This is a genomic window from Stenotrophomonas maltophilia group sp. P373 (assembly GCF_053295075.1).
The window spans coordinates 516,912-539,259 of the sequence record NZ_CM129994.1; the positions used below are offsets into that span (position 1 = coordinate 516,912).

Below are 22,348 nucleotides of genomic sequence, written 5' to 3' on the forward strand. Positions count from 1 at the left end.
TCACCTGGAAACGGAAAGACCGCCATTGTAGCGGCCGCACGCAGGTGGGGTCAGATCCCTTTCCAGGGGAAAGGGATCTGACCCCGGTTCAGTGCGCCTCACCCTGCGCGGCCTGCACGTCGGGGTCAGCGGCAGGTGCCGACAGCCCGACCTGCGGGCCGGCGCCGGCCAGAGCGGCCGCTTCGGCGGCCTGGGTCATCACCACGATGCTGATGCGGCGGTTGATCGGGTTCTGCGGGTCGGCCTTGTCGAACAGCACCGATGAAGACAGGCCGACCACGCGGGTGATCTTGTTGTCCTCCAGGCCGCCGTCCACCAGCGCGCGGCGGGCGGCATTGGCACGATCGGCGCTCAGTTCCCAGTTGCCGTAGCCACGTGCAGCCGAATAGGCGGTGATGTCGGTGTGGCCGGTCAGGCTGATCCGGTTCGGCACGTGGTTCAGGTAGTTGGCCAGCTCGTGCAGGATCTGCTGCGTGTACGGTTTCAGCGTGGCGCTGCCGAGGTCGAACATCGGCCGGTTCTGCTTGTCCACGATCTGGATGCGCAGGCCCTCCGGGGTCAGGTCCAGCAGCAGCTGGTCCTTGAACGGCTCCAGGGCCTGGCTCCTGCTGATCGCTTCCTGCAGCTCCTTCATCAGTGCTTCCAGCTGCTGCTTGTCGCGCTGCTGCTGGTCCACCGGCTGCGGTACCGCTTCCTTCTGGTTCTGGAAGGGGTCGTTGCTGTTGCCACGCGAAATGTCGGTGGCACCGCCCAGCTTGATCATCGAGGTGCTGGCGCCGCCCGGGCCGGCCATGCCGGGCGCCGGCGTGGCGCTCTGACCGCTCAACGGGCTGGGGTTGCGGAAGTACTCGGAAATGGCCGCACGGTCGTTCTTGTTGGTGGTGGCCATCAGCCACAGCACCAGGAAGAACGCCATCATCGCGGTCACGAAGTCGGCATAGGCCACCTTCCACGAACCACCATGATGGGCGGCGTGGCCGGCCTTCTTGACCCGGCGGACGATGACGGTGGGCTTGTTCTCGGCCATGGCTTACTTGACCGTCTTCAGGTGCTGCTCGAAATCGGAGAAGGCCGGGCGCACGTTCGACGGCAGGGTCTTGCGGGCGAACTCCAGCGCGATCTTCGGGTTGTAACCGCGCAGGCAGGCCAGCAGGGCGGTCTTGACCGATTCGTAGATGCGGCTGTCCTGCTCGGCGCGGGCCTCCATCGCGGCGGCCATCGGGCCGACGAAGCCGTAGCCCAGCAGGATGCCCAGGAACGTACCGACCAGCGCGCCGGCCACGTGGCCACCGACCTCGACGATGTCGCCACCGATCGAGCCCATGGTGATGACGATGCCCAGCACCGCGGCGACGATGCCGAAACCGGGCAGCCCGTCGGCGACCTTGGTCAGCACCTGTGAGGGGGCCATGGCCTCGGCGTGGTGCTTTTCCAGCTCCAGTTCCAGCAGCGGTTCCAGCTCATGCGGCTCGATGTTGCTGCCGATCATCAGGCGCAGGCAGTCGGTGATGAAATCGATCAGGTGGTGGTCGGCCTGCACCTTGGGGTAGTTGCCGAACAGCGCGCTTTCGGCCGGGCGCTCGACATGGTCTTCCAACGCCATGAAGCCTTCGCGGCGGGCCTTGTTGAGCAGTTCATAGAGCAGGCTGAGCACATCGATGTAGTCCTGCTGCTTGTAGCGCGGGCCCTTGAACACACCCACCATGGCCTGCAGGGTCTGCTTGACCGTCTTGGCCGGGGTACCGACCAGGAAGGCGCCGAGCGCGGCGCCGCCGATGATGACCAGCTCATAGGGCTGCCAGAGGGCACCCAGGCGGCCGTGGGCACCGAGGTAGCCCCCGATCACGCTGATGATGACGACCAGGAATCCAACGATGATGAGCATGGGGCGACGCAAGGAGAGGGGATATCTCCTTGTCGGCCCGTCGCCCGGTTTTCTGAAGAGGGAATTCTGTGAAATCGGTCAGCGGGGTGTTTCAGCCCGCCACGCCGCTTTCGGCGCCGCCACGCTGCAAGGGATCGGGCCAGGGCTCGCCATTGCCGGTGAACGAAAGTGAGACGGAGTTCAGGCAGTGGCGCTCGTAGGTGGGCGGCGGACCATCCGGGAACACGTGGCCCAGGTGGCTGCCGCAGCGCGCGCAGGTGATCTCGGTGCGCACCATGCCGTGGCTGGTATCACGGATCTCTCGCACGTGCGCCGGGTCGAACGGGGCAAAGAAGCTGGGCCAGCCGGTGCCGGAATCGAACTTGGTGCTGGAGCGGAACAGTGGCAGCGCGCACAGCCTGCAGCAGTAGACCCCCTCGCGCTTGTTGTCGAGGAACACGCCGCAGAACGGCGCCTCGGTGCCGTGCTGCAGCAGCACGCGGCGCTCCTCGCTGCTGAGGCCAGCGATCAGCGCCTCGGTCTGGGTGGCAGTGGGGGGCGTCAGGTCGAAGGCGGTCATGGCGGCGCTCCGTGGGGTCGATGGCCTGGGGATGGCGGAAAACGTGGGGGTGAAGACGCGACCTTGCAAGTGTGATGGCCGTTCATGGGCGGCACACAGGGGCGGGCGCAAGGTGAACGCGATCCACGCCGGAGCGTGCCATGAAACCAATCCTTCCCCTGCTGCTGGCCCTGTTGCCCATCGTCGCGCTGGCGCAGGTGCCGACCGCCGACCCGACTGCGACCCGCAGCGCGACCACCGTGGCCCCGCAGCCCGTGGCACCACCGCCACAGGCCGCTCGCCCGCAACCGCAGGTGCTGCCGTCGCCGCAGCCGGCGCAGCCGATCAGATCCACCGGGCCGGCCCGGGTCGCGCCGACGCCGGTGCCGAAGCCGGCCGACAAGGTCTATGACCGCAATGGCCGCATCGTTCCGGGCGTGCGCCCGGCCGGCCCGAACCGCGTGTTCGATTCGCGCACCGGCCGCTATTACGACAGCGTGCCGGCCGGCGATGGGCAGCAGATCAAGCGCTGAGTCCTGGCGCCACCAAGGTTGGCTGCTGGCTGACGCTGAGCGGGCTGAACGCACGAAAACAGCATCCAGCCGATCACTGCTTTTTCGCCTGCGATTAACCGTTGCGGGACCACCGTGGCCCTGCGCCGGCATTCCGCCGCCGCATGTCCTTCGTCCACTGGATCGCGACCATGAAAAACCAGCAGAACCGTCATCCCGGCAAGGAACCGCAGGGCCGTAACTCGCACCAGCAACAGCAACAACAGCAGATGGAGCCGCAGCCGGCGCACAAGGGCGGCAAGCAGCAGGAACAGCGCACGCAGAAGCATCCGCAGCAGCGCTGACTGTCGCCATGACCGGGGTCAGAGCCCGCTGCGCGGGATCCGACCCCTTGCCAGATGCCGACCGGGGTCGGATCCCGCGCAGCGGGATCTGACCCCAACCGGTTCCCAGCTTCAATCCGGAATCGGCAGGCTCAGCGTCTCCTTCACCTCTTCCATCACGATGTAGCTCTTCGACTCACGTACATGCGGCAGTGTAAGCAACGTGCTGCCGAGCAGCTTGCGGTAGGAAGCCATTTCACTGATCCGTGCTTTCAGCAGGTAATCGAAGTCGCCCGACACCAGGTGGCACTCCAGCACGTTGGGCAGCTTCAGCGCGGCGCGCCGGAACTCCTCGAAGATGTCGCCGGACTTGTAGGCCAGGCTGATCTCCACGAACACCAGCAGGCTGGCCTTTACCGCGGCCGGGTCGAGGTGGGCGTGATAGCCGGTGATTACCCCTTCGCGTTCCAGGCGGCGCACCCGCTCGGTGCACGGGGTGGTCGACAGGCCGACCCGCTCGCCCAGCTCGGTGAAGGAGATGCGGCCTTCGGCCTGCAGGATGCGCAGGATCTTGCGGTCGATCTTGTCCAGTTCGCGGGTACGGGTGGCCATGGCCGTCAACCTTGGGGAATGAATTGCAGGAGAACATCCTGCCGGTTGATTTCAATTCAGGCAAATCAACTGGTATTGGCTGTCTATACTTCCCCAATTATGGCCCCGGCACGCTCCAGTGCAGGGAATGATCGGGTTGGAGAAGTCCCATGCGAGTCCTAGTTCTCGGCAGCGGCGTGATCGGCACTACCAGTGCCTGGTACCTGCGACAGGCCGGGTTTGAAGTCACGGTCATCGACCGCCAGCCCGGCCCGGCGCTGGAGACCAGCTTCGCCAATGCCGGCCAGCTGTCATTCGGCTACACCTCGCCGTGGGCGGCGCCGGGCGTGCCGAAGAAGGCGATCGGCTGGCTGTTCGAGAAGCACGCGCCGCTGGCGATCAAGCCGGGCATGGACCTGGCCCAGTACCGCTGGCTGTGGCAGATGTTGCGCAACTGTACCCACGAGCGTTATGCGATCAACAAGGCGCGCATGGTGCGCATGTCCGAGTACAGCCGCGACTGCCTGAACGAGCTGCGCGCGCAGATCGGCATTGAATTCGAAGGCCGCGACCTGGGCACCACCCAGTTGTTCCGCACCCAGCAGCAGCTGGATGCCTCGGCGCAGGACATCGAGATCCTGGCCCAGTACGGCGTGCCGTACGAGGTGCTGGACCGGGCCGGCATCATCCAGGCCGAACCGGCCCTGGCCCACGTCGATGGCCTGGTCGGCGCGCTGCGCCTGCCGCGTGACCAGACCGGCGACTGCCAGCTGTTCACCCGCCGCCTGGCGCAGATGTGCGTGGATGCCGGCGTTGAATTCCGCTTCGACCAGGACATTACCGGCCTGGAGTTCGATGGCGACCGCATCACCGGCGTGCGCATCGACGGCAAGCTGGAAACCGCCGACCGCTTCGTGGTTGCGCTCGGCAGCTACTCACCGGCGCTGGTCGCACCGCTGGGCATGCGCCTGCCGGTGTACCCGCTGAAGGGTTACTCGCTGACCCTGCCGATCACCGACCCGGCGATGGCGCCGACCTCGACCATCCTCGATGAGAGCTACAAGGTGGCGGTGACCCGCTTCGACGACCGCATCCGTGTCGGCGGCATGGCCGAGGTGGCCGGCTTCGACCTGTCGCTGTCGCAGCGCCGCCGCGAGACCCTGGAACTGGTGGTCCGTGACCTCTACCCGAAGGGCGGCGACCTGTCGCGCGCGCAGTTCTGGACCGGCCTGCGCCCGGCTACGCCGGACGGTACGCCGGTGATCGGCGCCACGCCGTTCCGCAACCTGTACCTCAACACCGGCCACGGCACGCTGGGCTGGACCATGGCCTGCGGCTCGGGCCGCTACCTGGCCGACCTGATGAGCGCGCGACAGCCGCAGATCAGCACCGAAGGCCTGGATATTTTCCGCTACGGCCAGTACGGTCACGCGCCGCAACACGAGAACCGCACATGCGTCCTGCCCGCGCGCTGATCGATCTGGGCGCCCTGCGCAGCAACTACCGGCTCGCGCGTGAACTGGGCGGTGGCAAGGCCCTGGCGATCATCAAGGCCGATGCCTATGGGCACGGCGCGGTGCGCTGTGCGCAGGCGCTGGAAGGCGAGGCCGATGGATTCGGCGTGGCCACCATCGAAGAGGCACTGGAGCTGCGCCAGGCCGGCATCCGTGCGCCGATCCTGCTGCTGGAAGGCATCTTCGAGCCCAGCGACATGGCGCTGGTGGCCGAGCACGACTTCTGGTTCGCCGTCGGTTCGCCGTGGCAAGTGGAGGCACTGGCGGCGTTCGACAGCCCGCGCCCGTTGACGGTGTGGCTGAAGCTGGACAGCGGCATGCACCGCCTCGGCCTGGACGTGGACAGCTTCCGCGCGGCGCATGCACGCCTGTCGGCGCTGCCGCAGGTCGAGCGCATCGTGCTGATGACTCACCTGGCACGTGCCGACGAACTGGACAGCGAGCGCACCCGCGAGCAGGCGGCGACCTTCGCGCGCGCCATTGACGGGTTGGAGGGCGAGACCAGCGTGTGCAACTCGCCCGCACTGCTGGGCTGGCCGGAGGTGCGCAGCGATTGGGCGCGCCCGGGCCTGATGCTGTACGGCGCCAACCCGCTGCCGGACAGCACCGCGCTGACCGAGCGACTGCGCCCGGTGATGACGATGCAGTCCAAGGTGATCGCCGAGCGCTGGATCGAAGCCGGTGAACCGGTGGGATATGGCGCACGCTTCGTGGCCAAGGCACGCACCCGCGTAGGCGTGGTCGCGCTTGGCTATGCCGACGGTTACCCGCAGTTCGCCCCGAACGGCACCCCGGTGCTGATCGACGGGCAGCCCGGCGGCCTGATCGGGCGCGTGTCGATGGACATGTTGACGGTGGACCTGACCGCGCATCCGCAGGCCGGCATCGGCAGCGTGGTGGAGCTGTGGGGCTCCGCGCCGACGCTGTCGGAGCTGGCGCCGCGCTGTGGCGTGAGTGCCTACCAGCTGCCGTGCGCGGTCAAGCGCGTGGCGAAGCTGTACGTGTAGAGCCGAGCCCACGCTCGGCTTCAGTAGCAGCCTATCTTGGTTGGCGCTGTGAATGCGTGTCGACCAAGGTCGACACCTACCAATGGACCTACCGTGCTGCGGTGGCCTGCGCTGTCAGCTGCCGCTTCACCCAGTCGTCGATCAGGCGCTTCTCGTAGCGCAGTGGATCGCTGTCGCTCTTCAGGCCGATGTTGTGCAGGTAGCCGGTATCGCTCAGGCGCGCGTCGCCCTCGCTGACGATGCGGCCGCTGGCGTCCTTCAGCGTGTACTGCAGGCTGATCCGCGGTGGGTAGATGTCGCGCATGATCCGGATGTCGCGGCCGCGCGGGCCGTGCCACGGCTCGTAGTCACCGGCGCGCTTGATGTCGACCAGGGTCACATCAAGCGTCTGTCCCGGTTGCAGCGGTTTGGCGGCAGCGGTCTGCAGGTAGCGTGCCAGCTGCTGCACCCAGTCGCCACGCTCGGCCTCGAAGCGGTTGGTACTCTGGCGGATCTCGGTGAATTTGGCCGGATCGTCCCACTTCACGCTGACCGGGCCATCGGCCTGCAATGCGCGGGGAGCTTCCGGGTCGGTCACGGTGCGCGGTGCCGCACTGGCGCCGCCCGCCGCCAGGGCGCCTGCCAACAGGGCAATCGCGAGTGAGCGTTTCATCACGGTCTCCTGCGTCCCCTCGATGGGGGCGATGTTGATCACAGATCGAGTGTGATCCTGCTTCCCGGTATCGGCAATGGCCGCATGCGTCGTCTGCAAGAGCGGTTGCCGCCAATTCATCGACGTCAACCATGACTGACGGCGCTTGACGCTGTGAATACGCCCTTTGGAAGATGCTGTGCCTCCAACCTGGCCTGCACAGACACCCTTGTCCACACTGCCGCCCCTCGTGGAGCGCCCACCGATGACGGTGCCGGCGCCCGAACCCGACCTGCATCATGGCGTGCTTGAGCGCATCAACGCCGGTTTCTGCGTGATCCAGGTGCTGTTCGAGGGTGATCGTGCGGTCGACTACCGCTTCATCGAGGTCAACGATGCCTTCGAGCGCCACACAGGGCTGAAGGATGCGCGTGGAAAGCGCATGACGGCGCTGGAGCCCGGCCATGAGCAGGACTGGTTCCGCATCTATGGCGAGGTCGCACGCAGCGGCCGCCCGGCCCAGTTCGAGATGGAGGCGCGTGCGCTGGGCCGCTCGTTCGCGGTGGATGCGGTGCGCGTGGGCCGGCCGGGCGAGGACAAGGTCGGCATCCTGTTCTTCGACATCACCGCACGCAAGCAGATGGAAGTGGAGCTGGGCGAAAGCGAAGCCCGCTTCAGCGCGCTGGCCGATGGCCTGCCGATGCCGGTGTGGGTGCTGGACGAGCGCGGCCATGCCCGTTTCGTCAACAGTGCCTTCAGCGAGTTCTTCGGCGGTGACGAGACGCGCGTGCCGGAGGACGTCTGGCGCGGCCTGGTGCATCCGGACGACGCATCGGTCTTCGAGTACGAACTGCAGGAAGCATTGAAGGCGCAGCGCTCGATGCACGCGCTGGTGCGCGCACGCCGTGCCGATGGCCAGTGGCGCTGGCTGGAGATGAACGCCCGCCCGCGCTTCTCGCGCATGGGCCGCTTCATCGGCCTGGCCGGCAGCAGCCCGGACGTGACCGAACGCCGCGAGATCGAGCTGGCCCGCGAGGAACTGCTGCAGTCCGAGCGTGCCGCGCGCAGTGCTGCGGAAAACATGGCGCGGCTGAAGGATGAATTCCTGGCCACGCTGTCGCATGAGCTGCGTACGCCGTTGACCACCATCCTCGGCTGGAGCGAACTGCTGCTGCAGCGCGTGGACAACACCAGTCCGCTGTACAAGGGCCTGAACGTGATCGCCAACAGCGCCGGTGCTCAGAAGCGGCTGATCTCGGACATGCTCGACCTCAGCAGCATGCTGCTGGGCAAGGTGCAGCTGGAGGTGGAAGTGCTGGACCTGTGCGCGGTGCTGGGTGAGGCGATCGGCGCGCAGGAACTGGTGGCCGAAGGCAAGGCGCTGGACGTGCACCTGCAGCTGCCCACGCAACCCAGCCTGGTGCTGGGCGACGCCACGCGCCTGCAGCAGGTGTTCTGGAACCTGCTCTCGAACGCGATCAAGTTCACCCCGGCTGAAGGCCGCATCGACCTGCAGCTGCGGGCCGACGGCAACTACTGGGAGATCACCGTGCGTGACAGCGGTGATGGCATCGCACCCGAATTCCTCAATCATCTGTTCAGCCGCTTCCGCCAGGCCGACGGCACCACCACCCGCCGCCATGGCGGCCTGGGCCTGGGCCTTGCGATCGTGCAGCAGCTGGTCGAATTGCATGGTGGCACGGTCACTGCGGCCAGCGAGGGCCACGGCCACGGCGCGACCTTCACCGTGCGCCTGCCCCAGCATGTTCCCGATGCCGAACGGCGGCCGCTGCGCGAAGTGATCAGCGGGCCGATCCTGGAGCCGGTGATCGTCGAGCCGTATCCGCTGCGCGGCATGCATGTGCTGGCGGTGGAAGACCAGCCGGAAGTGCTGGAGTACCTGCGGCGCATGCTGGAAGAGCAGGGCGCCAGCGTGTCTGCGGCCAGCTCGGCCGGCGAAGCGCTGGCATTGCTGGCCGACACCGGCCACCTGCAATACCACGTGCTGCTGACCGACATCGGCATGCCGGGCATGGATGGCTATGGGCTGGTGCGCACCTTGCGCGAGGACATGGGCGTGGATGCGGCGACCTTGCCTGCGGTGGCGGTGACTGCACTCGCGCGTGCCGACGACCGTCGCCGCGCGCTGGCCTCGGGCTTCCAAGAGCATGTGGCCAAGCCGTACTCGGTAGCGCAGCTGGTGGCTGCCGTGCGCAAGGTGCAGGTGCCGCGCGCGGACAGTGCGCTGCACTGAACATTCACGGCCGATCGGCGACCCTGCAGTCAGGAGGTCGCCGATGTCCCGTATAGCTCCACGTATCCACACCGATCCGGCGCAGATCGCGCGCCTGGAAGCCCTGCTGCCGCAGCTGGATGGCGAAACGCAGGTGGAACTGATTCTGCACGATGGCCGCCGCCTGCTCGGCACGGTGGCGGTGAGGCCAACTGTGCAGCAATACCGCAACGCCGCTGGTGATGAAGGCAGCAACGGCCAGTTGCGCCTGGATGACTACGACACGCCGGTGCAGCAGCACCATGTGTGGCTGGATGAAATCGCCAGTATCAACCGCCTGCCACCCAAGGCGCCTTGATCCGAGGTAGAGCCGAGCCCACGCTCGGCTCTGCCGCCACCCGAGCGTGGGCTCGGGCGCTACAGATGTGTCAGTGCTCGAACAACGTCGGCGTCGCCTCGAATCGGCGTGCGTACGCCCGCTCCTCTGCAACCCTCGCCACCTCGTCATCGGCCAGGTCCGGTGCCCCATAGACGGCGTAGGCAACGCTGCCGTCGGCACCATGACCGATCTGATGCAGCCGGTAGCGCGAGTGGCCGCCGCCGGTGTCCTCGGGGTAGTGCACGGGCGGATGGCTGCCTTCCAGGTCCATTTCACTGTTGTCGACCACGCCACCGACGAACAAGGCTCGCATGCAGGTTCTCCTGGGTTTCCGGGGGGAGCCTCTACCCTGAACGTTTCAATGTTTCTGGCGGATCAAGGCCCCGTTCGGGTTTCGCAAAGCGGGCCGCCGGGGCCGGCCCGGCCAAGCCGGTACAATGGACGGCCCTCACGCTTGAAGTACCCGCGCCGATGGCCTCCAGCGACGACGCCCCCCTGCAGACCCTGCTCCTGCCGTTCTCCCAAGGCGCCCTGCGCTGGCCGGAGGGCCCGGTGGCCTTCCTGCGTGCCCGCGATGGCTGGCCATTGCGCGAAGTGGCCGGCGATCGCGAGGTGCATTGCGAACAGAGCTTCGCCCCGTTCGCGCAACCGCTGCAGCAGGCTGCCGGCTGGACCGTCAGCGGGCAGCTGGATGACGCGGCCGGCAAGGGCCGCTACCCGTTGGTGCTGGTGCTGCCGCCGCGCCAGCGCGAAGAAGCCCGTGCGCTGTTCGCCCGTGCGCTGGCGCTGGTCGCCGACGGCGGCCGCATCGTTGCCTGCCAGTCCAACAACGAAGGTGCGCGTTCGGGCGAGGGCGACCTCAAGCAGTTGGCCGGCCTCGGTGGCTGCCTGACCAAGAACCACTGCCGCGTGTACTGGACCGCCCCGCTGCAGGGCCAGCACGACGTTGACCTGGCCAAGCGCTGGTCGGCGCTGGATGCGGTGCGCCCGATCGTGGGCGGTCGCTTCCTCAGCCGCCCGGGCGTGTTCGCCTGGGATCGCATCGATCCGGCGTCGGCGCTGCTGGCCGAGCACCTGCCGGCCGACCTGGCCGGACGCGCCGCCGACCTCGGCGCCGGCTACGGCTACCTGTCGCGCGAACTCCTGGAACGCTGCCCGAAGATCACCGCGCTGGACCTGTACGAGGCCGAGCAGCGCGCACTGGCGCTGGCCGAGCTCAATCTGGCGCCGCCGCCGCGCCCGCTGCCGCTGCGCTTCCTGTGGCAGGACGTCACCGCCGGCATCGAGCCGGGCTACGACGTCATCATCAGCAACCCGCCGTTCCACACGCCGTCGCGCGCTGACCGCCCGGACATCGGCCAGCGCTTCATCGCCGTGGCTGCGCAGGCATTGCGCCCGGGCGGGCGCCTGTACGTGGTGGCCAACCGCCACCTGCCTTACGAGCACACCCTCAACGACAGCTTCGGCGCGGTGCGCGTGGTCGCCGAACGCGACGGTTTCAAGCTGGTGGAAGCAGTGAAGGGGAAGGGCAAGTGAAGCTGGTCAAGCACATCGCCAACCTGGGCTATGGCAGCCGCAAGCAGGTGCAATGGATGTTCCGCGAAGGCCGCGTCACCGACGCCGATGGCGAGGTGCTGTATGCCGACGACCAGGTGCCGCATGACGCCATCCGGGTCGATGGCGAGCCGCTGGACCCACCGCCGGGGCTGTCGATCGCGCTGCACAAGCCGGCCGGCTACACCTGTTCGACCAAGGACACCGGGCGCCTGATCTACGACCTGCTGCCGCCGCGCTTCCGCGACCGCGATCCGGTGCTGTCCACGGTCGGCCGCCTCGACCGCGAGACCAGTGGCCTGCTGTTGCTGACCGACGATGGTGGCCTGCTGCACCGGATCATCTCGCCGAAGTCGAAGCTGCCGAAAGTCTATGAGGTCGAGTTGAGCGAGGACCTGCGCGGCGACGAGGTGGCGCTGTTCGCCAGCGGCACGCTGATGCTGGAATCGGAGAAGACGCCCCTGCTGCCGGCTGAACTGGAGGTGCTGGATGCGCGCCGTGCGCGGCTGGTGCTGCACGAAGGCCGCTACCATCAGGTACGCCGCATGTTCGCCGCCACCGGCAACCACGTGCAGGCCCTGCATCGCAGCCGCGTCGGCGGGCTGGACCTGCAGGGGCTGGACGAGGGGCAATGGCGGCAGCTCACTTCCACCGACCTGGATACGCTGTTCGCTTCATGACCAACATTGCTGCGCTGCCGTTCCTCCCCGACGCCGTCATCTTCGACATGGACGGCCTGATGATCGACAGCGAGCGCGTTTCGCTGGCCTGCTGGAGCGAGGCGGCCGACGCATTCGGGCTGGGCCTGGACGAGGCGGTGTTCCTGCGCATGGTCGGCCTCGGCGACCGCGATTCGCACGCGCTGCTGCGTGCGCAGGGGATCGAGGACAGCATGATCGAGGCGGTGGCTGCACGCTGCCATGAGCTGTACGAAGCACGCACCCAGACCGGCCTGCCGCTGCGGCCGGGCATCCTGGAACTGCTGGAGCTGTTGAAGGCGCACGCGGTACCGCGTGCGGTGGCCACCACCACGCGGCAGCCGCGGGCCAACCGCAAGCTGACGGCCGCTGGCCTGCTGCCGTACTTCGATGCGGTGATCACCAGTGGCGACGTGGCGCGGCCGAAACCGGCGCCGGATATCTACCTGCTGGCCGCGCAGCGGCTGGGCCAGGCCCCGGAACGCTGCCTGGCGCTGGAAGACTCACCGGCCGGTACGCGCGCAGCATTGGCGGCCGGCATGACCGTGATCCAGGTGCCGGACCTGGTGCATCCTGATGAAGAGCTGCGCGCACTGGGCCACCGCATCGTTGGGTCCCTGGTGGACGCGCACGCGCTGCTGCTGCCGTTGCTGCCGAAGTAAGGTGGGTGCCGACCGTTGGCCGGCACTGAGCCGAGCATGGTTCGGCTCTACATCTATTGGTGGGTGCCGACCGTTGGTCGGCACACCTGCCCCCATCACACCCGTCCGAACACCAACGCGGCGTTTGTGCCACCGAAGCCGAAGCTGTTGGACATCACCGTATCCAGTTTCTGCTCGCGGCTCTCGCGCAGGATCGGGAAGCTCTCCACCTTCGGGTCCAGCTCGCCGATGTTGGCCGAACCGGCAACGAAGCCATCGCGCATCATCAGCAGGCAGTAGATCGCCTCGTGCACGCTGGCTGCACCGAGCGAGTGCCCGGACAACGCCTTGGTCGAAGACAGCGGCGGCACTGCATCGCCGAACACTTCGCGGATCGCGTTGAGCTCGGTGACATCGCCCAGCGGGGTCGAGGTGCCGTGGGTGTTCAGGTAGTCCAGTGGGCGATCGACACCCTGCAGCGCCATCTTCATGCAGCGCACCGCACCTTCGCCGGAGGGCGCCACCATGTCGGCACCGTCGGAGGTGACGCCATAGCCGATCAGCTCGGCATGGATGTGGGCACCGCGTGCGACGGCGTGGTCGTAATCCTCCAGCACCAGCATGCCGCCACCACCGGCAATGACGAAGCCGTCGCGGTCCTTGTCGTACGGGCGCGAGGCGCTGGCCGGGGTTTCGTTGAAGCTGGTCGACAGGGCACCCATCGCATCGAACATCACACTCATCGACCAGTGCAGGTCTTCGCCACCGCCGGCGAACATGATGTCCTGCGCACCGTGCCGGATCATGTCCGCAGCGGCGCCGATGCAATGCGCCGAGGTCGCGCAGGCAGCCGACAGCGAGTAGCTGACGCCCTTGATCTGGTAGGCCGTGGCCAGGCAGGCCGAGACCGTCGAGCACATCGTGCGCGGCACCATGTATGGGCCGACCTTGCGCACGCCACGTTCGCGCAGCAGGTCGACGGCACCGATCTGCCATTCGCTGGAGCCGCCACCGGAACCGGCGATCAGGCCGGTGCGCAGGCTGCTGACCTGCTCGGGGCTGAGCCCGGCATCGGCGATGGCATCGCGCATGGCCAGGTAGGCGAAGGCCGCCGCGTCGCTCATGAAGCGCTTCTGCTTGCGGTCGATCAAGGCGTCCAGGTCGAGGTCGACGCGGCCTCCGACCTGGCTGCGCAGGCCTGCTTCGGCGTGGTCGGCCAGGGCGGTGATGCCCGAGCGTCCTTCACGCAGCGCGGCCGAAACGGTATCCAGATCATTGCCGAGGCAGGACGTGATGCCCATGCCGGTGATGACGACGCGACGCATCAGAAGCTCCCGGTTTCGGTGAACAGGCCGACGCGCAGGTCGCGCGCGCTGTAGATTTCGCGGTCGTCCACGTACATGCGGGCGTCCGACTGGGCCATCACCAGCTTGCGGTTGATGACCCGGCTGATGTCGATCTCGTAGCGTACGAGCTTGGCGTCCGGCAATACCTGGCCGGTGAACTTCACCTCGCCACAGCCCAGCGCGCGGCCCTTGCCGGGTGCACCCAGCCAGGTCAGGAAGAAGCCGGTCAGCTGCCACATGGCATCCAGGCCCAGGCAGCCTGGCATCACCGGGTCGCCGATGAAGTGGCAGCCGAAGAACCACAGGTCCGGGCGGATATCCAGTTCGGCGCGTACCATGCCCTTGCCATGCGGTCCGCCGTCCTCGCGGATGTCGGTGATGCGGTCGAACATCAGCATCGGGTCGTTGGGCAAACGGCCGGCGGCGGTGCCGAACAGTTCACCGCGTGCGCTGGCCAGCAGCTGTTCGCGGTTGAACGCGTGGAGACGGGTCATGAAGCACAATCCTGGAAGCGGAGAACAGGGAAACAAGCGCCCGAGAATGCCCGTGGAAACTGTCCCGATCAAACATTTCAACCGTACGCAACCGTAGTGTTTTCAAGGGAATACGCGCATCCTGTTGATGTGCAACGACCATACTTCGGCGTGTGGCCCACCCGGCCCGGCCCCGCCTTTTCCACCTGACATGACCCGACTGCGCAAGATCATCCACGTTGACATGGACGCGTTCTACGCGTCGGTGGAGCAGCGCGACGATCCGTCACTGCGCGGCAAGCCGGTGGTTGTGGCATGGCGCGGCGCACGCTCGGTGGTGTGCGCGGCATCGTACGAAGCACGCGTGTTCGGCGTGCGTTCGGCCATGCCGGCAGTGCGGGCCGAACGCCTGTGCCCGGATGCGATCTTCGTGCCGCCCGACTTCGCACGTTACAAGGCGGTGTCACGCCAGGTGCGCGAGATCTTCCTGCGCCACACCGACCTGGTTGAGCCGTTGTCGCTGGATGAAGCCTACCTGGACGTGACCGAGCCGAAGAGCGGCATCGAACTGGCGACCGACATCGCCCGTACCATCCGCATGCAGATCCGTGAGGAGACCAACCTGACTGCTTCAGCTGGGATCGCGCCGAACAAGTTCCTGGCCAAGATCGCCTCGGACTGGCGCAAGCCCGATGGCCAGTTCGTGATTCCGCCGCAGCGGGTGGACGCCTTCCTGCTGCCGTTGCCGGTGAGCCGGGTGCCTGGCGTCGGCAAGGTGATGGAAGGCAAGCTGGCCGCGCGCGGCATCGCCACCTGCGGCGACCTGCGGCAGTGGGCACTGATCGATCTGGAAGAAGCGTTCGGCAGTTTCGGCCGCAGCCTGTACAACCGCGCACGCGGCATCGACGAGCGGCCGGTGGAGCCGGACCAGCAGGTGCAGTCGATTTCCTCAGAGGACACGTTCGCCGAAGACCTGCTGCTGGAAGACCTGACCGAGGCCATCGTGCAGCTGGCGGAGAAGACCTGGAAGGCGACCCGCAAGACCGAGCGTGTCGGTCATACCGTGGTGTTGAAGCTGAAGACCGCGCAGTTCCGCATCCTCACCCGCAGCTTCACCCCGGAGCGCCCGCCGGAATCGATGGAAGAACTGCGCGACATCGCACTGGCCCTGCGCGCCCGCGTCGACCTGCCGGCCGAGACGCGCTACCGCCTGGTCGGCGTCGGGCTGGGTGGCTTCCGCGAAAAGGAACCGGTGGTGCAGGGGGAGTTGTTCGAGCACGGACCAAACGAGTCCACATCCCTCTGATCGGCAAAGGCGGGGTCAGAGCCCGTTGCGCAGCAACGGGATCCGACCCCGGCAGATTGCCGAGATCTGTCGAAGGCGGGGCGGGTCAACCGGACCCACCTCGCCATCCCACGGATAGCCAGCTGTTGCTGTTGCTTCGGCTGTTGCCGTTGCATTGGGCAGGTGCAGGGCGCAGCCCTGCAGAAGAACCCCTACCTCATGGCCACTGCATCTCGCCCTTGGCCACCTTCGCACTCAGCTCCAGCGACGCCACGCCGTCCAGCTTCGGATAGCGCGCCTGCATCGCCTGCACCAGCGCCGCACTGTCCTTCGCCTTTGCCGCCTCGGCGTCGAACGCGCGGATGTAGTCCGCGGTGAAGCGCAACGCACTGGCATCCAGCGCCGCACCCGGCGCGTAATGCCCCGGCACCACCACCTTCGGCTTCAGTGCCTGCAATCGCTGCAGGGTCTGCAGCCAGTCAGTGTGCGACTTCGGCGTCTGTGTGTCGGCCATCCACACGTGCTCACCGGCCACCACCGGAATGCCACCGACGATCGCACGCAGCGACGGCACCCACAGCACCGTGCGGTCCGGGGTCGGGCCGTCCAGGCCGATCAGCAGCAGGCGCTGACCTTCCAGCTGCAGGGCATCACCGTCCAGCACCTGCGGCACCACGATGCGCGCGGGCACGTCGGCACCCATCTTCGGTCCCCAGTAGGCCAGCTTGCCGGCCCGGGTCTGCTGGATGTGGGCGACGGTCTGCGCAGTGGCGACGATGCGTGCCTGCGGGAAGGCATCCTGCAGGGTGGCCAGGCCGAAGTAGTAGTCCGGATCGCCGTGGCTGATGTAGATCGTGGTTAGCTGCTTGCCACTGGCGCGGATCAGTTCGACCAGCTTGCGTGCGTCGCTGGCGCCGAACTGCGCGTTGACCAGGATCGCGTCATGGCGGCCTTCGATCAGTACCGAGGATACCGAGAACATCGCCTGCGGGCCGGGATGGAAGGTCTGCAGGTGCAGTTGTGATTTCGTCGCGGTGGCCGGCGCCGCGGTGGCCGGTGCGGCCAGCAGCGGCGCACTGGTGAACGTGGCGGCCAGGGCGAGGGGAAGCAGCAGGGCAGCGGCGCGCATGGGGAATTCCTTGTGTAGAGCCGGGCCAATGCCCGGCTGCATGTTCGCGTAGAGCCGAGCGCGGGCTTGGCTCTACAAGGGGCGTAGCTGGATCAGTACGCGGCGGTGATGATCTGCTTCGGGTAAGCGTGCGCTTCCAGCTCGGCGACGAACGCGGCGCCGTAGTCGGCATAGCTGATGCGGCTGTGGCCACTGGCGTCGGCCAGGAAGGCCTTGGGCTGCACGCGATACCGGCCACGCTCATCGCCCGGGCCGATTTCGGCGGCCGGCGAGAAGAAGGTCCAGTCCAGGTCGTCCACTGCCTGCAGGCGGTTGAACGCCTCGCGGTGGGCCAGCGCGTACGGCTTGTAGGCTTCCGGGAAGTTGGGGGTATCGACCAGCTGCACGCCCGGCGCGACTTCCAGGCTGCCAGCGCCACCCACCACCACCAGGCGCGGTACGCCGGCTTTGCGCGCGGCGGCCGCCAGCTGCGCGGCGATCTCGCCCACGCGGCCGATGTCGTCGCCCGGGCGCGGGCCGTAGGCGCTGGCCAGTACGTCGTGGCCCGCGATGGCGGCGACCAGCGCGTCCTGGTCATCCAGCGAGGCGATCACCGGATGGGCGCCGGCCAGTTCGGCCGGGAGGTCCTGCGCGCTGCGCACGATGACGGTGAGTTCGTGGCCGTGGGCCAGCGCGTGGCGGGCGATCTGGCGGCCGATGTTGCCGGTGGAACCAACGAGGGCAATCTTCATGGCAGGACTCCGTGGGGCGATGTGGGCTGGGAATGGGGCCACTCTAGGCTGCTGCAGTCGCTCGAAAAACAGCGTATAACGCGCTTGTTTGTTGCGTGGATCGAGCATATGGACCGATTGACCGCCATGACCGTGTTTGTCGAGGTGGCCGAGCGCGGCAGCCTCACCGCCGCCGCGGAAGTGCTGGACATGTCGCGGGCGATGGTCAGCCGCTACCTGGCCGAGGTCGAGGGCTGGCTGGGCGCACGCCTGCTGCACCGGACCACACGCCGGGTCAGCCTGACCGGCCCGGGTGAGGCGGCGCTGGCGCGCTTCCGGCAGATGCTGGCGATCGGCGAAGAACTGCAGGGCGAGCTGGCCAGTGATGATCCCGAGCCGCACGGCACGCTGCGGGTGACCGCCAGCGTGTCGTTCGGGCAGAGCCACCTGGCACGGGCGGTGGCCGGTTTCGTCGCGCGCCATCCAGCGGCGCGCATCGAGCTGCTGCTGGTCGACCGTACGGTGAACCTGGTCGAGGAGCGCGTGGACCTGGCCGTGCGCATCGCGCGCCAGATCGACCCCAGCCTGATCGCGCGGCGGCTGGCCACCTGCCGCTCGGTACTGTGCGCGACGCCGTCGTACCTGCAGGCGCGTGGCACGCCGACCGCGCCGGAGCACCTGGCCGCGCACAACTGCCTGACCCACCACTACGTCGGCAAGAGCCTGTGGCAGCTGCACCGCGATGGCCGTTCGCTGTCGGTGGCGGTGGGCGGCAACATCAGCGCCAACGAGGCCTCGCTGCTGCTGGAGGCGGTACGCGCCGGTGCCGGGATCGCCATGCTGCCGACCTACCAGGTGGCGCCACTGCTGCGCAGCGGCGAGCTGATCGAACTGCTGCCCGGATTCAGTCTGGACGAGCTCGGCATTCATGCCGTGTACGCGTCACGGCGCCAGCAGCCCGCTATCATGCGGCGATTCCTGGATTACCTGGCCGAGTGTTTCGCCAGCCCGGCCTTCCAGGATCTGGATTGGCGCCCACCGGGCAAGGAGAACACATGAACCATGGACAGGCCTTGATCGACCACAACCGTGCTGCCTGGGACCGCCAGGCCAGCGAAGTGCGCGAATGGTCGCGCCCGGTGGAGAGTTCAACCATTGCCGCCGCGCGCGAAGGCCGCTGGCAGGTGCACCTGACCCCACGCGCGCTGCCACTGGACTGGCTGGGCGACGTGCGCGGCCGTCGCATCCTGTGCCTGGCTTCGGGCGGCGGCCAGCAGGCACCCGTGCTGGCCGCTGCGGGCGCCGACGTCACCGTGTTCGACCTGTCCGACGGGCAGCTGGAACAGGACCGCAGGGTCGCTGCGCGCGACGGCCTGCAGCTGCGCACGGTGCAGGGCGACATGCGCGACCTGCACGTATTCGCCAATGACAGCTTCGACGTGGTGTTCCATCCGATCTCCAACCTGTACGTACCCGACGTGCGCCCGGTGTGGACCGAATGCCGCCGCGTGCTGGCGCGCGATGGCATGTTGATGGCCAGCTTCTACAACCCGGTGCTGTTCGTCGGTGCACGTGATCCGCAGCTGGATGCACAGGGTTTGATCCGGCCGCAGTACGCCATTCCCTATTCGGACCTGGAAGACCTGCCCGCCGCAGAGCGTGAGGCGAAACTCGCGCGCGGTGATGCGCTGACCTTTGGCCACAGCCTGACCGAACTGATCGGCGGGCAGCTGGATGCAGGCTTCGTGATTGATCGGTTCATGGAAGACTGGCAGCCGAAGCCACGCTTCCTGATCGACCGTTACCTGCCCACCTTTCTGGCCACCCGCGCACGCAGGATCGGCTGAGGCGGATCCCGGGGGAAAAGCGCGGCGTACAATGGACGGCCCCACGTTGTACAGGCGTCGTCCCTTGTCGTATCCCTATCCGCTGGTCGTATTCGATCTCGATGGCACGCTGGTCGACAGCGCATCTGACATCGCCGAAGCGCTGAACCGCACGCTGGAAGCCATCGGCATGGCACGGGTGCCGGAAGCCACCGTGCTCGGCTGGATCGGCGACGGTGTGCGCCGCCTGGTCGAACAGGCCGTGCACGCCGCCGGTCGTGAGGTCGACCTGGCCGAGGTCATGCCGGTGTTCATGGTGCACTACCGTGAATGCCTGCTGCGCAGCCCGCGCCTGTTCGATGGCGTGGCCGACGCACTGGCGCAGCTGCGCGCGCGCGCCGTGCCACTGGCGATCTGCACCAACAAGCCCGAAGCACTGGTGCCGCCGCTGCTGCAGCACCTGGGCATCGGTGATGCGTTCGCGCTGGTACTGGGCGGCGATTCACTGCCGCAGCGCAAGCCCAGCGGTGAGCCGCTGCGGCATATCGCTGCGCACTTCGGGCTGCCGGTCGATGCCTGCCTGATGGTGGGTGATTCGCTGACCGACTACCGCGCCGCCGAAGATGCGGGCATGCCGATCGCGCTGGTCCGCTACGGCTACCCGCGCGGTCTGGACCTGGCCACCGCGCATGCGGTGGCGGTGATCGATGACCTGCGTGAACTGCCGGGGTTGCAGGGCTGACGCAGGGGTAGTGCCGGCCGCCGGCCGGCAACCCGGAATGCGTTGCCGAAGGTCATGATGTTGCCGGCCAGCGGCCGGCACTACCATGACCGTCGCGATCATTTCGGCTGGTAACGCACGCTCACCTGGTACTCACGACCGGGCTGGTTGAACCACGCCACGGTCTCGTATCGTCGGTCGAACACGTTGGCGGCACGCGCCAGCAGCGACCACGACGGCGTCAGCGCGTACTCGGCGCGCAGATCCAGCGTGCCGTAACCCGCCACCTTCACCGCGTTGGCGGCATCGTCATAGCGCTTGCCCGCTCCCTGAACCGTCAGGCCTGCGCGGAAGGCCCCGAAACGTCGATCGAGGTCCAGGCGCGCGGTCTGCTGTGCACGACGCGGCAGCCAGTTGTCGAACTGGGTGCTGCCGCCGGTGCGGTTGCGTGGGTCGGTGTAGCTCAGCTGGGCGTTGATGTCGAAGCCGGCCAGCAGCACGCCACCGGTCAGTTCGGCACCGCGGATGCGCGCCTTCTCCACCTGCTGCATCCTGAAGGTCGCCGCATCGTAGGTGATCAGATCATCGATGCGGGTTTCATAGACGTCCAGGCCCCAGTGCCAGCCCTGTCCCTGCTGCGAAACGCCCAGGTTGGTGCTCTTGGACTTCTCCGGGTTCAACGTCGGCACACCGCTCCACGGGTCGTACAGGTCGCTGAAGGTCGGCGCCTTGAACGCAGTGCCGTAACTGGCATTGACACGCAGGCCGTGGCCGAGCTCCATCGCCCAGCCGAGGCTGCCGGTGGCGTGGTTGCCGAACTGCTGGTTGTCGTCGTTGCGCGCGCTGGCCTGCAGCTGGTGGCGGCCGAAGCGTCCCTGGTACTGCACGAACACGCCGGTGTTGCGGCGGCTGTCGACCCGATATCCGGCACTGCTGCCATCCAGGTTGTCTTCGCTCCAGTCCACGCCGGTGCTCAGCAGCTGGCCTTCGGCCAAGGCGAAGTCACCCTGCAGCGAGGCACTGTCGCGGTGGGTCTGAGCGCTGCCACGGGCACCGAAGTCACCAAAGTTGTCCGACTCGTTGTCACTGCGCCCGACATTGGCGGTGAACGCCAGGCGTTCGGACGGGGTGTAGCGCACCTTGCCGGCCAGCACCTGCTGGCGGGTTTCCGAATAGTTGTAGTAGCCGTCGTAATGGTTCTTTCCGTCGGCACGCAATGCACTGCCTTCTACGTTCCATTGGTCGTTGAAGGTGTAGCCACCGCGCAGGCTCTTGGACAGGTTGCGGTAGCCATCGCGGTCATGTTCGTCGGCAAAGCAGCCGGTGAACAGCGTTGCCGAGCCGCGGCAGGTATCGATGCCATCGGAATGCTGGTAGGCGATGTCGGCGCCGAACCAGCCGCGTTCGGTCCCGCCGCCGATCCCGCCGCTGGCTTCGCGCAGGCCGTTGCTGCCGCCACCGAGCTGGAAGTGCGGGGCGAAATCACCCTGGTTGCGGCGGGTGAAGATCTGGATCACGCCGCCAATGGCATCGGCGCCGTACAGGCTCGACTGCGGGCCACGCACGATTTCCACGCGCTCGATCTGCGCCAGCGGCAGGTCCTGGTACATCGCCAGGCCGAGGTCGGCACTGTTGATGCGCACGCCGTCGACCAGCACCACGGTGTGGCCCGAGTTGGTGCCGCGCAGGAACAGCGAGCTCTGCTTGCCGAGCCCGCCGGCATTGGTCAGGTTGATGCCGGCGCGGCCGCGCAGCAGTTCCTGCAGCGAGGTGGCCTGGCTGGATTCGATCTGCGCGCGGTCGATCACCTGAGCCGGCGCGATGCTGTCCTGCAGGGCGATCGGGGTGCGCGTGGCGGTGACCAGGATCTGGTCGAGCGCGGTGGTGTCATCGGCGGCCTGTGCCAGCGCGGGCAGGGCGGCCAGTACGGCCAGGGACAGCATTCGGGACTGCAGCTTCATGGGGGGACTCCAGGTGCCACGCACGCCCGCGTGGCGAAGGGGAGGAGCCGCGAAGGCAGGCACGCGCCGATGCCGCAGCGCACGCCACGGTCATCCAGCGCCATGCCCACCGCATCGCGACCTGAGGCTTCCGGGCCGGTCTCCGGGCTTGCCGCCGGGTGGCGCGAGGCCACCGTCCAGGCGCCTTCCCATGCCTGCGGCACAGTGGCGGTGTTGCCTGGAACTGACGTGCTTACCGTTGCGGGGGCAGCGCCGGCCTGGCGTGGAATCACGCGTCACCGGCTTCCCGTTTCAACCTGCCGGCCACGGCCGCAGGTCACCTGGAAGTGCGCGCAGTCTACGGCATCGCAGGCCGTCCCGTTGCGTCGCGCCTGCGCGGCTGCCTTTGCTG

At 67.5% G+C, this 22,348-nt stretch carries 24 protein-coding genes and 1 riboswitch; of the genes, 13 read left to right on the top strand and 11 right to left on the bottom strand.

Going from position 1 to position 22,348, the window contains the following annotated elements:
* Positions 1-88 precede the first annotated feature (88 nt).
* From motB to msrB, 3 genes are all read right to left on the bottom strand, one after another.
* Positions 89-1,027, bottom strand: a complete 939-nt coding sequence (motB, locus tag ACSYHF_RS02380) for a flagellar motor protein MotB (protein ID WP_053498068.1) — start codon at positions 1,025-1,027, stop codon at positions 89-91.
* 3 nt (positions 1,028-1,030) lie between these two features.
* On the bottom strand, positions 1,031-1,885 hold the full coding sequence (gene motA, locus ACSYHF_RS02385) for a flagellar motor stator protein MotA (RefSeq protein ID WP_005407915.1): 855 nt from the start codon (positions 1,883-1,885) through the stop codon (positions 1,031-1,033).
* Positions 1,886-1,976: 91 nt separating this feature from the next.
* Positions 1,977-2,444 (bottom strand): peptide-methionine (R)-S-oxide reductase MsrB, encoded by a 468-nt coding sequence (gene msrB, locus ACSYHF_RS02390; protein WP_005415117.1) that lies wholly within the window; start codon positions 2,442-2,444, stop codon positions 1,977-1,979.
* A gap of 140 nt (positions 2,445-2,584) precedes the next feature.
* Between msrB and ACSYHF_RS02395 the strand changes: the two genes are divergently transcribed.
* Both ACSYHF_RS02395 and ACSYHF_RS02400 read left to right on the top strand, forming a co-directional pair.
* Complete coding sequence (locus ACSYHF_RS02395; RefSeq protein WP_053498066.1) at positions 2,585-2,956, top strand: hypothetical protein; 372 nt, start codon at positions 2,585-2,587, stop codon at positions 2,954-2,956.
* A gap of 143 nt (positions 2,957-3,099) precedes the next feature.
* Positions 3,100-3,279, top strand: a complete 180-nt coding sequence (locus tag ACSYHF_RS02400) for a lana protein (protein ID WP_338168168.1) — start codon at positions 3,100-3,102, stop codon at positions 3,277-3,279.
* A 111-nt stretch (positions 3,280-3,390) separates the two neighbouring features.
* Here the strand turns inward: ACSYHF_RS02400 and ACSYHF_RS02405 are convergent, their stop codons facing one another.
* The gene (locus ACSYHF_RS02405; protein ID WP_005407919.1) at positions 3,391-3,870 is read right to left on the bottom strand and encodes a winged helix-turn-helix transcriptional regulator; all 480 of its coding nucleotides are present in this window, start codon (positions 3,868-3,870) and stop codon (positions 3,391-3,393) included.
* Between the two features lie 149 nt (positions 3,871-4,019).
* On the opposite strand from ACSYHF_RS02405, the gene ACSYHF_RS02410 reads away from it, so the two are divergent.
* Positions 4,020-5,324, top strand: a complete 1,305-nt coding sequence (locus tag ACSYHF_RS02410; RefSeq protein WP_005415120.1) for a D-amino acid dehydrogenase — start codon at positions 4,020-4,022, stop codon at positions 5,322-5,324.
* Positions 5,303-6,370: an alanine racemase gene (gene alr, locus ACSYHF_RS02415; RefSeq protein WP_447576060.1), complete on the top strand. Its 1,068-nt coding sequence runs from the start codon at positions 5,303-5,305 to the stop codon at positions 6,368-6,370. The genes ACSYHF_RS02410 and alr overlap by 22 nt, the downstream gene beginning before the upstream one ends.
* 88 nt (positions 6,371-6,458) lie before the next feature.
* Here the strand turns inward: alr and ACSYHF_RS02420 are convergent, their stop codons facing one another.
* Positions 6,459-7,022 (bottom strand): DUF3016 domain-containing protein, encoded by a 564-nt coding sequence (locus tag ACSYHF_RS02420; RefSeq protein WP_049412742.1) that lies wholly within the window; start codon positions 7,020-7,022, stop codon positions 6,459-6,461.
* A 244-nt stretch (positions 7,023-7,266) separates the two neighbouring features.
* Here ACSYHF_RS02420 and ACSYHF_RS02425 point away from each other — a divergent pair, with 244 nt between their 5' ends.
* Entirely contained in the window at positions 7,267-9,255 is a 1,989-nt protein-coding gene (locus ACSYHF_RS02425; protein WP_005415123.1) for a hybrid sensor histidine kinase/response regulator, read from the top strand.
* A gap of 43 nt (positions 9,256-9,298) precedes the next feature.
* A complete protein-coding gene (locus ACSYHF_RS02430) occupies positions 9,299-9,592 on the top strand; it encodes a DUF3247 family protein (protein WP_019660923.1) in 294 nt (97 codons plus the stop codon).
* Positions 9,593-9,662: 70 nt separating this feature from the next.
* Here ACSYHF_RS02430 and ACSYHF_RS02435 read toward each other — a convergent pair whose 3' ends face one another.
* On the bottom strand, positions 9,663-9,926 hold the full coding sequence (locus tag ACSYHF_RS02435) for a hypothetical protein (protein WP_005415125.1): 264 nt from the start codon (positions 9,924-9,926) through the stop codon (positions 9,663-9,665).
* A 158-nt stretch (positions 9,927-10,084) separates the two neighbouring features.
* Here ACSYHF_RS02435 and ACSYHF_RS02440 point away from each other — a divergent pair, with 158 nt between their 5' ends.
* The 3 genes from ACSYHF_RS02440 to ACSYHF_RS02450 are packed head-to-tail and all read left to right on the top strand — an operon-like array spanning position 10,085 to position 12,527.
* The gene (locus ACSYHF_RS02440; protein ID WP_053498052.1) at positions 10,085-11,149 is read left to right on the top strand and encodes a class I SAM-dependent methyltransferase; all 1,065 of its coding nucleotides are present in this window, start codon (positions 10,085-10,087) and stop codon (positions 11,147-11,149) included.
* Positions 11,146-11,847: a pseudouridine synthase gene (locus ACSYHF_RS02445; protein WP_053498050.1), complete on the top strand. Its 702-nt coding sequence runs from the start codon at positions 11,146-11,148 to the stop codon at positions 11,845-11,847. Before ACSYHF_RS02440 ends, ACSYHF_RS02445 begins: the two co-directional genes overlap by 4 nt.
* Positions 11,844-12,527 (top strand): HAD family hydrolase, encoded by a 684-nt coding sequence (locus tag ACSYHF_RS02450; RefSeq protein ID WP_095379322.1) that lies wholly within the window; start codon positions 11,844-11,846, stop codon positions 12,525-12,527. The genes ACSYHF_RS02445 and ACSYHF_RS02450 overlap by 4 nt, the downstream gene beginning before the upstream one ends.
* 95 nt (positions 12,528-12,622) lie before the next feature.
* Here the strand turns inward: ACSYHF_RS02450 and fabB are convergent, their stop codons facing one another.
* Together fabB and fabA are read right to left on the bottom strand one after the other, a co-directional pair.
* A complete protein-coding gene (gene fabB, locus ACSYHF_RS02455) occupies positions 12,623-13,831 on the bottom strand; it encodes a beta-ketoacyl-ACP synthase I (protein WP_005415129.1) in 1,209 nt (402 codons plus the stop codon).
* The gene (gene fabA / locus ACSYHF_RS02460) at positions 13,831-14,346 is read right to left on the bottom strand and encodes a 3-hydroxyacyl-[acyl-carrier-protein] dehydratase FabA (protein ID WP_005415130.1); all 516 of its coding nucleotides are present in this window, start codon (positions 14,344-14,346) and stop codon (positions 13,831-13,833) included. Before fabA ends, fabB begins: the two co-directional genes overlap by 1 nt.
* Positions 14,347-14,536: 190 nt before the next feature.
* Here fabA and dinB point away from each other — a divergent pair, with 190 nt between their 5' ends.
* Positions 14,537-15,631 carry a DNA polymerase IV gene (dinB, locus tag ACSYHF_RS02465; protein ID WP_329848678.1) on the top strand — a complete coding sequence of 365 codons (1,095 nt, stop codon included), beginning with the start codon at positions 14,537-14,539 and terminating at the stop codon, positions 15,629-15,631.
* A gap of 196 nt (positions 15,632-15,827) precedes the next feature.
* Here the strand turns inward: dinB and ACSYHF_RS02470 are convergent, their stop codons facing one another.
* On the bottom strand, positions 15,828-16,739 hold the full coding sequence (locus ACSYHF_RS02470) for an MBL fold metallo-hydrolase (RefSeq protein WP_447576061.1): 912 nt from the start codon (positions 16,737-16,739) through the stop codon (positions 15,828-15,830).
* A 92-nt stretch (positions 16,740-16,831) separates the two neighbouring features.
* Positions 16,832-17,470, bottom strand: a complete 639-nt coding sequence (locus ACSYHF_RS02475) for an NAD(P)-dependent oxidoreductase (RefSeq protein WP_111178425.1) — start codon at positions 17,468-17,470, stop codon at positions 16,832-16,834.
* Between the two features lie 108 nt (positions 17,471-17,578).
* Between ACSYHF_RS02475 and ACSYHF_RS02480 the strand changes: the two genes are divergently transcribed.
* The 3 genes from ACSYHF_RS02480 to gph all read left to right on the top strand — a co-directional run bounded on the left by ACSYHF_RS02480 (position 17,579) and on the right by gph (position 20,017).
* Positions 17,579-18,508, top strand: a complete 930-nt coding sequence (locus tag ACSYHF_RS02480; RefSeq protein WP_005415135.1) for a LysR family transcriptional regulator — start codon at positions 17,579-17,581, stop codon at positions 18,506-18,508.
* Entirely contained in the window at positions 18,505-19,296 is a 792-nt protein-coding gene (locus ACSYHF_RS02485) for a class I SAM-dependent methyltransferase (protein WP_005415136.1), read from the top strand. The genes ACSYHF_RS02480 and ACSYHF_RS02485 overlap by 4 nt, the downstream gene beginning before the upstream one ends.
* 64 nt (positions 19,297-19,360) lie before the next feature.
* Complete coding sequence (gene gph / locus ACSYHF_RS02490) at positions 19,361-20,017, top strand: phosphoglycolate phosphatase (RefSeq protein ID WP_447576062.1); 657 nt, start codon at positions 19,361-19,363, stop codon at positions 20,015-20,017.
* 98 nt (positions 20,018-20,115) lie between these two features.
* Here gph and btuB read toward each other — a convergent pair whose 3' ends face one another.
* Positions 20,116-21,957, bottom strand: coding sequence for a TonB-dependent vitamin B12 receptor (gene btuB, locus ACSYHF_RS02495; RefSeq protein ID WP_111129498.1), 1,842 nt, complete (start codon positions 21,955-21,957; stop codon positions 20,116-20,118).
* 116 nt (positions 21,958-22,073) lie between these two features.
* Positions 22,074-22,296, bottom strand: a riboswitch (cobalamin riboswitch).
* Positions 22,297-22,348: the final 52 nt, after the last annotated feature.